Genomic DNA, 13,321 nt, shown 5'->3' with positions numbered 1-13,321 from the left:
CTATAACTTGTTAAAATTTAATAATCTATTCTAAATTAAACCCCTGTCGATTATGGTACTCTTTTAGTTAGCACCAATCCCCCTTAACACCGTTTTATCAGCATCAAGGGGGATTCAGTTCTTTGTGCCACCCACATAGTCAAATTCCGTGCCAGCCTATTTAACCAGGCCGATCTTAAGCTCATTCAACTGAGCCTGATCAATAGCGCTAGGCGCATCCAGCATGACATCACGACCGGAATTATTCTTAGGGAATGCTATGAAATCTCGTATTGTTTCACTTCCACCCAGCAACGAACACAGGCGGTCAAAACCGAAGGCAATACCTCCATGCGGTGGTGCGCCGTATTCAAAGGCACCCAGGAGGAAGCCAAATTTATGGTCTGCTTCTTCAGCGCTCATGCCCAATGCTGCAAACATTTTCTCCTGCAGATCACGCTGGAAGATACGGATGGAGCCACCGCCCACTTCTGTACCGTTCAGTACGATATCGTAAGCATTCGCCTTGATGTCTGCATATTTTGACAGATCATTCATCCATTCAATATGTTCCGGTTTAGGAGATGTAAATGGATGGTGGCGGGCTACCCAGCGGTTTTCCTCTTCTGCGTATTCAAACAGCGGGAAGTCAATCACCCACAGTGGCTTAAATACATTTTTGTCTCTCAGCCCCAGACGTTCGCCCATTTCCAGACGTAACTCACTCATTGCCTTACGGGTACGTTCTTCCTTGCCTGCTAATACCAGGATCAGGTCACCTGGTTCTGCCTGGCATTTTTCCGCCCAGCCCTTCAGCTTCTCTTCGTCAAAGAACTTATCTACAGAGCTTTTTATTGTTCCATCAGCATTATATCTCGCATAAATCAGACCACTCATACCGATCTGAGGGCGTTTAACCCATTCTGTCAGTTCATCCAGCTGCTTACGGGTGTACTCCGCACAACCTTTTGCACAGATCGCTACAACCAGCTCTGCGTCGTCAAACACTTTGAAGTTGTTGCCTTTAGCGATACTATTGAAGTTCACCAGTTTCATATCAAAGCGGATGTCTGGCTTATCATTACCATAGAACTCCATAGCGTCATCCCAGGTCATACGTGGGAACTGTCCTTCGAAGCTGATACCCTTGATCTCCATGAAGATATGTTTCAGCATATCCTCAAAATTGGTCAGGATGTCTTCCTGATCAACAAAGCTCATTTCACAGTCGATCTGGGTGAACTCCGGCTGACGATCAGCACGTAAGTCCTCATCGCGGAAACACTTTACGATCTGGTAGTATCTGTCATAACCACTCACCATCAGCAGCTGCTTAAAGGTTTGCGGAGATTGTGGTAATGCGTAGAACTCGTTGGCATTCATACGGCTAGGCACGACGAAATCGCGTGCACCTTCCGGCGTAGATTTGATCAGGAAAGGAGTTTCAATATCCATGAACCCTCTGCTATCCAGATAGTTACGTGCAGCCCTGTTCACACGGTAGCGCAGCTCAAGGTTCTGCTTTACGATGTTACGGCGCAAGTCAAGGTAACGGTATTTCATACGCAACTCGTCTCCACCATCAGTATCATCCTGGATGGTGAAAGGAGGCGTCTTAGCCGCATTTAATATATTCAGCTCACTTACGGTGATCTCAATATCACCGGTAGGCATATTTGGATTTTTATTAGAACGCTCCGTCACGGTACCTTTTGCCTGTAAAACGAACTCACGGCCAAGAGGCTGCGCGTCCAGCTGGGCATTGAAAGATTCTCCCAGCAACAGCTGCGTGACGCCATAGCGGTCGCGCAGGTCCACAAATGTGATACTTCCGAATTTCCTGATAGTCTGAACCCAGCCAGACATTGATACCTGTGTGCCCTGATGCTCCAGTCGTAGCTCGCCGCAAGTGTGCGTTCTGTACATATAATTATATTATAAAGTTCAACTTTTTGTTTTCCGGGGGTCGAGAGGCCCAAACGGTCGGCAAAGATACTGTTTGCCATCAGCATTTCTAGCCCTTATACCTGTTAAAAAACCGTTTAATGTCTGTATCCGGCCGTAGCGGCTCCTTTTGCAGTAAATGTGCTGCAAATTCCGCTGCCATAGCTGGTGCCAGAGACGATCCTTTGGTACCAAGGCCGTTAAATATACCTAAAACCGGCGATTCCGGGTGCAATCCTATGATCGGACGACGGTCTGTACCCGAAGGACGCACTGCTGCCAGCTGGTCCAGCACGGTGTACGACACCTTAACTAATTGCTGCAATCCTTTCTCGAGGAACTCACGCTTATCTGCAGTAGGCGCCTCATCCGGGAAATCCCACGCAAAGGTTGACCCTACCCAATAGGTATCATCTCCCTGCGGTACCAGGGCGACACTTCTTTTTATAATATCAGGTGTGGAAAAACCAGGGATTTGCACCTGCAGCACCTCTCCCTTGTTCAGCAGAAAGGGGATGTAGTTAAACCAGGGATTATGAACAGTAGCTGCCCCTTCACAAAAGACCAGGTAACGGGCGGAGATATCCCCATAAGTGACGCCGTCAGTATTAGTTACAATCCTGGAGAGGTCTATCCTTTCGTCCAGCAGGCTACTTTTTTCTTTCAGATAATTACGCCAGGCTGGCAGCAAACCGTTCAGTAGCACCGTTCCTCCTTTCACCACAGCTGCACCATATGGCTGGTCCAGCCATTGTCCATAACGTGCTATCCGTTCCTCTGAGGGGTCCTCCATATAGGACAATCCGGCAGTTCGTTCCATAAAAGCCTGCTTCAGCTGCTCCGAAGGAAGTACGTTGTAAATATCTCTTTCTTTAAATACAGGTATTCCCAGCAAGGCTTCCAGTTCCCGATACACCTTCACTGCCACCGGATAAATGGCATCGTATTCCCAGGCTATTGTAAAACGGCGACCAGATACAGGATTAACAACGCCCGCTGCTACCCGGGATGCACTATTCGCTTTATATTCATCCATGACCAGTACAGACTGCCCTGCCTGCATCAGTGTATAACTGAGTACAGTACCGGCAATGCCCTGGCCTATTATCAGAAAATCTACTTTCATTTGGGCGCAAAATACAACCCTTCCTGCTATTCAGGTTCATATAGGGATAAAAGAGAAGCGGGTGCATCAAAATCACTTTTGATACACCCGCTTTATAACGCACTAAACTTTTACTTACTCCGTCACCTTCACTCTGATACCTTCGCTGTGTGCACTGAACTCCGGTGCATACATACATTGTGCGGTGCTGATACCATTGCTGAAGTTACCCTGGTGAGTAACGAACAAGGTATATTCAAACACATAGGTACCTTTTGGCAGACTACTAAAGAAGAAATTGGTACTCGCATCTTTTGTGCTTTCATAATAACTTACTCCATTCTGCCATTTACATTCACTCAGCACGCTTTCTGGTTCGAAGCAGGCGGCACGCATATCTTTCAGGTGAACGTATTCCATGTCACGATCTACACGCATCACAACACGCACTTTCACACGGTTACCCACCTTCAGCGTATTACCATCAGTGATCGCTGTCAGTACAGGACCAGCGCCAGTATTCTTCTCAATGAACAGCTCCTTTTCCAGTTTCAGCGGAGTAGCAGCACTGGTGATCTTATCCAGTTGCTCAAAATACTGCCAGTAAGCAGCGCCCCATGATGGTTGTCCTTTGCTGTCTTCTACAGTTACAGCGATGGTACCCATATCAGGTTTTACTTCGGTCGTATTGAAACGTTTCTTGAAATATCCGGTACCTGCTTCCGTCTTTTCAGTAGTACTGCTTACAGTAGCATTACCTGCTTTTATACTGATAGCAGGTGTTACTTCCAGCCAGTTGCTACCACCTAGCAGCATCGCGTAACATGCGTCAGCAGTTGCTTTGGTCGTACTCCAGCTGTTGGTCTGTTTATTCTTCAGTAACCATGTTTTCATATCGCCTACGGCTGCTGAATCATTACCCACTTCTTTAAATGCGGCGATCAGCATCGCCTGGGTTTCTACCGGCGCTTCGTACCACCAGTAACCACCGCGCAGTGCCTTCCAGCTCATACCCGTTTCAGGATTGATGATCGCACGTTCTTTCAGTGAACGGATGATCTCTGCTGCTGTTTTAGCATCGCCGCTTCTGTTGAATACAACCGCTAACATTGCCTGCGGATAGATATCCATCTTTGTCCAGTATTTCTTCGCCTGGGTAATGTAGTATTGATAGGCTTCTCTGAACTCGCCAGGCAGCTCCTGTGATTTCATCAGATTACGTGTGTACAAATAATGTGTTTCCAGATATCCGATGTGCTGCGCATTCATATCCACCTTTGATTTCTTCAGGTTATGATAGGATGCATCCGTTGCTTTGTCAATGTAGTTCAATCCATTCGTGATGATATCCTCAGCAACAACAGCATCTTCCGCTGTCAACGCGCCTACATCATTCAAACGACCTAAGCCGGAAAGGATGTACTGTGTAATAAAACGGTCTTCCGACATACCATTGAACCATGGGAATGCACCATTGCTCATCTGACGTTCCCTTAACTGCTCAATCGCCCGTTTCTGCTCACTGATCATACGTTTCAGATCAAATAGCAGCGCGATACGTTTCTTCTGCTCAGATTCATTCTTGGCTTCCAGCACCCATGGTGTCTCCTGCAGTAATACAGATTTCAGCTCCTCATTCTTTTGCAGGTTACTCTGCAATGCAGCTGTATCAGTAGTACGCCATTTTTCAAATGTGGTCTTTACACCAGGTACGACATTCGCGATATGTGTAGCCAATGTATTTGCATAGTACCTGTTGAAGATCTGCTCAGAACATTCATATGGATACTCCATCAGATAAGGGAGTGCCTGTACTGCATACCATGCAGGGTTAGCTGTATATTCCAGTGTGAAGGAATGCTGATGTAATGTTTCCGATGATCCGCTGCTGAGCAGTTTAGGCATGGTGAAAGTACGTGTACCATTGCCGCGCATGGAGAGTGGCAATGTTTCCGTGACGAGCATGGTGTTGGTCAGTACCGGCAATGCGTTCTCTTCGCCATCACTATACTTACCAGATACCGCAACAACGCGGTATACCAGAGAACTGTTAAAGTTGAATGGTATCTGTACCGGGAAAGTCACTGCTGTACTTTGCCCTTTCTCTACCGTGAAATGCTGTACTGGGAACAGGTTCTGGAACCAGCCGTCTACAGGTTGCATGGTGGTTGCATCCAGCAGTTCGAGTCTTGCTTCACCTTTCAGTGTACTATCAGCAAGGTTGCTGATCTTGGCAGAGAACTCAATCTTATCTCCTTCACGCATAAAACGCGGTGCATTGGGCTGCACCATCAGTGGTTTCTGTGTAACAATGCTGGTTTCAGCAGTCCCAAATGCAGCATCTTTTGTATGCGCCAGTGAGAGGAATTTCCAGCGGGTCAGTGCCTCAGGAACGGTAAACTCAAAAGTGATATTACCATCTTTATCTGTGCGCAGATCCGGCAGGAAGAAGGCTGTTTCGTTGAAGTTTTTACGTGGCTGAATAGTTTCAGCCGGTTTGTCAGATTGACCTTGTGTAGCTTCAGGAGCACCCGGGATTTTACTAAAAGCAAAATCATTGCTTGCTCCCGGAGGAGGAGGTGGCTCGATTACACCTGTACCTTTAGCATCTTCCAATAAACCAGCCTGAAGCGAAGCCACCGGAGCTGCCATCGGCACTGCTTCCCGCATTGCATCAACCCTACCACGCTTCATCACCATTCTCCTTCTGTTCTCATATCCTACGATATCTACTTCCTGTTTATTACCACTTGCATCATTTAGTAACATATACGCACCCGACATATACCAGTCAAACCAGTTCAGATAATCATAAGAGAATGGCTTAGCCTCCGGCGTTCTCTTACGTTTGATATCATCACGGCCAATAGAATACTGTACTTTAAAGTTATCAGCTGCTGTCCAGTATTTATAGCTATACAGGTAAGGATATACTGATGGTGCAGACCAGGATTGCTCACGGAACTCATCCAGGGATGCATCATACATAGTTGCTAACATTTCAGCTGCCGCCTGCTCTCCTTTGTATCCCCTGATCTTCACCTGCCATTTCTCTTTCTCACCCGGTAACAGTTTATCACGGTGTGTACCAATAGTAATATCCAGTTGTTTGTTAGTCCATGGTACCGCCACTGTTTCTGTCAGGGTATAGATCCTGTTATCCTTTACAAAAGCGTACTGGAACATGACGTTTCCTCTGTCCGCTTCCTGTGCGGTATAATCCCTGTTTTCAATGGTATTATTAACACCGAAGCTACTGAATGCTTCTTTCTTATCCTGCTGAGCGAACAATTGCAATACATGCACATCCTTCGCAGAGGAACCAATACGGATCAGTTTTTTCTCCCCTGGCTCTATGCTCTTTGCACTTACATATTGCCACAGATACACAGGATAAGACGGCTTCTTCGCTTCCAGATCAACCAGTTCAAATAAGTGCTTCTGTATCACTTCCTGACCGTACTTATCTTTAGTACTTACATTCAGCTCATACCAACCAGCGGCTAATTGCTGTTTGCCCAACGCAATACGTGACCTTTCATTTGTCGTTACTGACGCATTTAACACCGCTTTCTCTCTTGTCCAGCTTTCCTCGTTATCTTCATCATTATACACATCATGTGGGAATAGATTTTCATACTCCGCCTGCGATATAGTAAACTGATCAGGTTTATCCCAGTATCTGGACCTTAATAAACGGTTGGGGCGCTTTACCGGACTCACAGAGATGTTAATATCAGCAGGCTCAAAGTTACCATTCAGGTTCTGTGTGGTGATCCTTACTGAATCCAGGTCTTTTGCCAGCAGTCTTTTCGCCAAACCGATATTTACTTCCAATGCCTGATAACCAGCACTCACTGACTGCTCTTCACTGTGCGTCTCCCCATTGATATCCGTAACCGTAGCAGATACAGTATACGAGAAGATCGGCTTCAATGATGCAGGTACTTTCCCGTCAGGTATTGCGTCGAATGATACAGTAAAGCTACCATCCGCACCTGTTTTTGTCTCCCCATGTGTGATCTCACGGGAATCGCTGCGATACGGAATTCTCCACATCAGCCAGGGATAAGGGAAACGGGCAGTTCTTACCACACGGTATTCTACTTTTGCGCCACCGATATTATTACCTGCATAAGCCAATGCTTTCGCAGTCACTTTTACAGAATCGTTCACACGGTAAGTACCACGTACCGGCTCAAATTCCACATAGAATTTTGGACGTTTATACTCTTCTACATTGAAAGCAGTGTGGCCTTCACCACTCGCTTCCTGAATATGGAACTCACCATTCAAACGGCCGGTAGGAAGTGTAAATTTGCCAGAATAAGTACCATATTCACCGGACCTCACCTTCATACTGTCTACGAGTTCACCATTTACATCATACAACTGTATGGTAGCTGGCATGTCCGCCACCACCCTACTGGTTTTCCCTTCTTTTCTTAACACGATGCCTTTGAAGTAAAGCGTTTGACCGGGACGATAAATAGCGCGGTCTGTAAACAGGAAACTGGTATGCTTATCTTTCAGGTCATCAGACTGCTGCTGATACTTATAACTATATACATACTTGTGTTCATCGATGAACAGGTCATCTTCACCGTTTACCCATTGCAATCTTACATTCTCACGCTTGGCAGGCCATGTCAGGTCTATCGCCCCATCCTTACCAGCAGTGTATGTTTGCTCTACCTTGCTTACTTCTTTCTGACCGGAGCCTACCTGCGACCAGATCATCAGTTTTGTACCTGCTAATGGCTGTCCGGTTCCGCGGTGCAGTGTATAGAATCTGTTAGTGATATCACTCTCATTATACTCACGCAATATGTAACTGATGTTAGACACATGTACAAACTGTATTGCCAGCAGGTTATCCTTCAGAGAGAAATTTTGTTTTACGCTCGCCACGATAATATACATGCCCAAAGGCAGTGCATCCACCTTTATTTCCGCGTTATGTTCGCGATAATCATCAGTGCCAGGCAATGCCTGTTCCCATGACTTTACCGGCTGCTTTTCCAGCATTAAACGCCAGTAACGGTTTGTGGTATCACGATAGTCATACTGAGCTGCGCGCAGGGCACTACGGAATGATTCGTCAATAGGTACTGCTCTTAAATAGATCTTATCGGTATTACGATAGGTAACGAGTGAACGGAAAGGTAAGCCCGGGAGGTTCACCAGTTCAGTTTTGAGTTGCAGCTGTTTTGTAGTGATTGTAGTCAGCAGGTCCGCGCACTGGGCACTACCCATTGATCCGGGCGCGAGTGCAAGACCTTTTTCAGCTAAAGCTTTTGCATGTCTGGCAGCTTCTGATGGAGACATTCCATTGATAGACGTACCGTTATTCTGACTGGCCTGATAGTAGAGTGAGGCAAGTCTGGCAATGATCACCGTTACTTCTTTCTCACCGGCATATGCCTGCTCTGAAGCAGTGAGTAATGCCAGGTAAGACGCTTCTTTCTCTGGCAATACAGCCACTTCGTTCACATATGCCATCCTTTCCAGGTCCACATCCAGCAGGGCAGTTTTATTATTCGCATGTAAGCGCATCAGTTCCTGTAACAGTACCAGCGCTTTGTATTGCAGGGAGGAAGAATCAGCAGTTGCGAAGGAATGCTGCATAAATACCTGTGCAGGTGCAAAGGCTGCCTGGTCTACCAGCTCGAACTGGTTCTCCGGACTGGTGATCATGCTTTCTCCTGATTTATAGTATTCCAGGGCACGATGTGCCAGCAGGTCATATAAGGTAGGACGCAGTTTACGGCCATTGCCGGCACCCTGTTTCAGGATATCGTCATACTTACTGATATCAGTCTTTTTAAGCAGTGCAGCATCCTTCAGAGACGCATCATATGCCGCCGCGATCTCCCTGTGGAGGCGGGCTTCACTCCAGGTAGATACATCCATAGACGTATCGCCCTGCACATCTGTGCGGCTGTAGAGCTCATACCTGTTATTCTGCAGGTATCTCAACAGGGTTTCCGCCTGAATGCTTTTCAGGATAGCCCTGGCAGTCGGAGAAAAGGAAGCCGTCTTCCAGGCGCGGGTCTTTTCCGGCCCGATTTCCTCTTCGTCCAGGGTAGCCAGGTATTTGATCCTGTAGATGTAAGTTTTAAGCAACTGGGCCTCATTTTGCTGTTTTACAGCAATTTCTGAAATAATATCCAGTTCCTGAAGAGCCGATCTGAAGAGACTTTTCCCGTCCAGTTCCTGAATCTTCTTCCAGTGGGAGTCATAGTTAAACTGTGCCATAGCAGTTGTACAGCTTAGGATTAATAAAATGAAAGCAGTTCCGATTAAACGCATGTGGGATAGCATTTTAATTTCTGTTTATCTCGGGAAAAGGATGCATAAAGCCTTCCTATTCCACAGGGTTCCAGTGTAAAAGTCAATAAAAATATGTCCGGGGCGAAAAAAAAATCCTCCCACGGGTTCAACCGCGGGAGGATCAATATTACATAATCTATTGATTATTATGCTTTCACAGCTTTCAACACTTCTGCCATTGTCTTACCAATGTTAGCAGGGCTTTCTACCACGTGTACACCACACTCAGCCATGATCTTCATCTTAGCTGCTGCAGTATCGTCAGCACCACCGATGATTGCACCAGCGTGACCCATACGGCGGCCCGGAGGCGCGGTCTGGCCAGCGATGAAACCAACTACTGGTTTAGTACCGTTTTCTTTGATCCATTTTGCAGCGTCAGCCTCCATGCTACCACCGATCTCACCGATCATGATGATACCAACGGTTTCAGGATCGTTCATCAGCAGTTCAACCGCATCTTTGGTTGGTGTACCGATGATTGGGTCTCCACCGATACCGATAGCGGTAGAAACACCCAGACCAGCTTTAACTACCTGATCAGCAGCTTCATATGTTAAAGTACCGGATTTAGATACGATACCAATATTACCTTTTTTGAAAATGAAACCAGGCATGATACCTACTTTAGCCTCTTCAGCAGTGATGACACCAGGGCAGTTTGGTCCGATCAGGCGGCTGTTACGGCCAACCAGGAAGTTTTTAGCCCTGATCATGTCCTGTACAGGAATACCTTCAGTGATACATACGATCAGTTCGATGCCAGCTTCAGCAGCTTCCATGATAGCATCTGCAGCGAAGCCTGGTGGTACGAAAATGATAGAAACATCAGCGCCTGTAGCCTTTACTGCATCTTCTACAGTGTTGAATACGGGACGGTCCAGGTGCTTGGAGCCACCTTTACCCGGCGTAACGCCACCTACTACCTGCGTGCCATATTCTATCATCTGTGTGGCATGGAAAGTGCCTTCTGTACCGGTAAAACCCTGTACAATCACTTTGCTATTCTTATTAACTAAAACACTCATCGCGCTTGGTTTATTGTTTTATAATAGATATCGGCAAAATTAAAGCCCTAAACCCAAATTCCAAATCAATCTTTTTTTAACTTATTACGCCAATCCTGACTCTGGAACATCTCCGTTTGCCTCATTTCCTTGGCATCCCGAAGGAAATCGGATGCAAATATAAAGTCATTCAGCTTTTCATCTTTACTGAAAATGATGTCTTTATTACTTCCCTCCCACTGTTTACGACCTTTATACATATATACGATATGGTCACCGCTTTCCATTACGGTATTCATATCATGCGTATTAATAACTGTAGTGATCTTGTACTCCAGTGTTAATTCCTTGATCAGCTTATCTATCAGCAGGGATGTTTGCGGATCCAGACCTGAGTTAGGTTCATCACAGAATAAATACTTGGGGTTCAATACGATAGCACGGGCAATACCTACCCTTTTCTTCATCCCTCCACTGATCTCGGCCGGGAATTTCTTAGCCGCGTCCTTCAGCTGTACCCTCTCCAGGCACTCCATGACACGGTCCTTTTTCTCTCTATGGCTACCTTTTCCGAACATTTCCAGGGGAAACATCACATTCTGTTCCACTGTCATACTATCAAAAAGCGCAGATCCCTGGAAGAGCATTCCGATCTGCTGACGTACCTCTTTCTTTTCATGGTCACTCATATTGGTGAAATCCCTGCCATCATAGAGGATCTTACCCTCGTCCACCGGCATCAGTCCCACCATACACTTCATCATCACCGTCTTTCCGCTGCCGCTGCTCCCGATGATCAGGTTGACCTTTCCGGTCTCCATCACCGCAGAAACATCCGGCAGAATGATTTTATCACCAAAGCCCTTCTTAATATTAACCAATTCAATCATAAACAATTACGAATTAGGATCCGAACTACAAAACGCTGAATAATGCCTTTCTTTTCGTCTGTAACGGGCGAATTACTTTATAACAACAGTGCTGCCAGCAGGTAATCCATAAACAGGATCAGCACACAGGTAACCACTACCGCACTGGTACTGGCTTTACCGATCTCTAACGCACCTCCCTGCACATTATAACCATAATAGGAGGGTACGCTGGCAATAATAAATGCAAATACGAATGCTTTAAACAGGGCAAAGAAGATATTATATGCCCTGAAATCCTGTCTGAGTCCCTGCCAATACTGCTCTGACGACAGGATACCTCCCAGTTCGCCAGCCTTCTCACCGCCCCAGATGCCCAGGAAACCGGCAATACTGATCAGCAGCGGGATCATAATAATGGCCGCCAGGATCTTTGGCATGATCAGATACCCCTTGGTATTGATACCCATGATCTCCTGCGCATCGATCTGCTCGGATACACGCATATTACCCAACTCGGAGGCTATCTTGGACCCTACCACACCTGCCAGTACGATACATGTCAGTGTAGGCGCAAATTCAAGTATGATGGTATCTCTTACTATCTGTGCAATGGTTGATCTGGGAATGATCGGGCTTACCAGCTGATAAGCGATCTGCAGGGTGGTCACCCCTCCCATAAACATTGAAATGATCAGTACTATTCCTAATGATCCGATGCCTATATCCACACACTGCCGCATAAACTCCCGCCAGAACATACGCATGTTTTCCGGGCGGGTGAACATGCCTTTGAGCATAAGCAGGTAGCTTCCGAAATGATGAAAGAATCTAAACTCCATAACTGGTCAAAGATAGGGAAAAATAGTTGGGACTACATAGCCCCCGGAGGGTTCCCATTATTTAAGACTTCTTACCAGCAGGCGCTTCAGACTACGTTCAATGATCTCACCCATTGTTTTACAATGCGCAAAGATCGGATCATCATAATACTGGGCCAGCTCATGTCCCAGCTGACTTATTTTTTCGGGAAAGGATACCCTGTCTGTCATGATAACGTCCCGCAGGTCCTTTATGCGGTGGCGTTGGGTCTTTATCCTTCGGGCAATCACTGAACGCTCCTCCTGCTGATATTGCTTCACCACTTCAGCATTCAGGTGTTTCATAGCCAGTTCCACAAATACCCTGTTCTCCTTAAAGAACTGAGGCATATATAATGTGCGCCGGCCTTCATAGAACTGCTGGTCAAAATCGATCGCCCTTATACGGAACTGCACATCATCAAAGTCCTGCGTAATGTCAAACACAAAATTATAGGAACGCATATCCCCCAGGAGACGTACAAAACAGCGTTCATTAAACTTCACAAACTCCTTTGCAATACGTTTAGGGTTAAACTCGGGCCGGTCCATATACTGCAGAATAAACTGATCACCCGGTACACCGGCAATATGTTCTTCTATCAGCGTATTCCCGTCCACGATAAAAGTGATCTGGTACGGAGATAAGATATGTTCCAGCTCCAGTCCGTAAATACGGGAAGCATCTGCTACCTTGATATAGAAATAATCATACACATCATTATAGGTATTACGTATCCTGATACGGAAAGGGTGCGAATTACCAAACGTACAGAAGTCTATACGCTCCACTTCCAGGTGTTCCTCTGCCGTAAAGTCACCTCCTGCCTTCAGAATAGAATAGATCCTTTTCAATCCGGCCTGCAGCTGATTGTACATACTCTGCGGGTAGAATACCGACTCCCATAATGTATCCTTCCCCTCTTTATCATATACCGGAATACTGTTATCAAAGTAACGCAACTCTTCGTAGGAAACAGGGAGTTTCACCTCTCTCTCGTAGAGCTTAAGGTATCCTCTGAATGAGGGATTCAGGGGAAAGAAGGCTTTCTTTTTTGAGATATGTTGCATGGATGTAATTAGGAATTAAGAATTAGTATTTAGGAATTAAGCAGCCTACCATCATACACAGCCTTATTCCATTCGTTAAGGTAAGTAATGCATATTATTACACAAAAAGAAACAGGGTGCCTCACAACTGAAGCACCCTGTTTATATCATTGA

The 13,321-nt window shown here is 46.1% G+C and carries 7 protein-coding genes; all 7 read right to left on the bottom strand.

The window, feature by feature from the left end; genetic code table 11:
- Nucleotides 1-156: 156 nt before the first annotated feature.
- On the bottom strand, nt 157-1,905 hold the full coding sequence (aspS, locus tag GWR21_RS21660; protein WP_162333767.1) for an aspartate--tRNA ligase: 1,749 nt from the start codon (nt 1,903-1,905) through the stop codon (nt 157-159).
- A gap of 88 nt (nt 1,906-1,993) precedes the next feature.
- Nucleotides 1,994-3,049, bottom strand: coding sequence for an NAD(P)/FAD-dependent oxidoreductase (locus GWR21_RS21655; protein ID WP_162333766.1), 1,056 nt, complete (start codon nt 3,047-3,049; stop codon nt 1,994-1,996).
- 114 nt (nt 3,050-3,163) lie between these two features.
- A complete protein-coding gene (locus GWR21_RS21650) occupies nt 3,164-9,286 on the bottom strand; it encodes an alpha-2-macroglobulin family protein (protein ID WP_162333765.1) in 6,123 nt (2,040 codons plus the stop codon).
- 221 nt (nt 9,287-9,507) lie between these two features.
- A complete protein-coding gene (sucD, locus tag GWR21_RS21645; RefSeq protein ID WP_162333764.1) occupies nt 9,508-10,389 on the bottom strand; it encodes a succinate--CoA ligase subunit alpha in 882 nt (293 codons plus the stop codon).
- Nucleotides 10,390-10,454: 65 nt separating this feature from the next.
- The gene (locus GWR21_RS21640) at nt 10,455-11,258 is read right to left on the bottom strand and encodes an ABC transporter ATP-binding protein (RefSeq protein ID WP_162333763.1); all 804 of its coding nucleotides are present in this window, start codon (nt 11,256-11,258) and stop codon (nt 10,455-10,457) included.
- A 77-nt stretch (nt 11,259-11,335) separates the two neighbouring features.
- Nucleotides 11,336-12,079, bottom strand: coding sequence for an MlaE family ABC transporter permease (locus GWR21_RS21635; RefSeq protein WP_162333762.1), 744 nt, complete (start codon nt 12,077-12,079; stop codon nt 11,336-11,338).
- Between the two features lie 57 nt (nt 12,080-12,136).
- Nucleotides 12,137-13,168 (bottom strand): hypothetical protein, encoded by a 1,032-nt coding sequence (locus GWR21_RS21630; RefSeq protein WP_162333761.1) that lies wholly within the window; start codon nt 13,166-13,168, stop codon nt 12,137-12,139.
- Between the last annotated feature and the right edge of the window lie 153 nt (nt 13,169-13,321).

It is taken from the genome of Chitinophaga agri (genome assembly GCF_010093065.1).
In the GTDB taxonomy this organism is placed as follows: Bacteria; Bacteroidota; Bacteroidia; order Chitinophagales; family Chitinophagaceae; genus Chitinophaga; species Chitinophaga agri.
The sequence above is the reverse complement of the archived record's forward strand: the minus strand, read 5'-3'. Positions and strand labels throughout refer to the sequence as shown.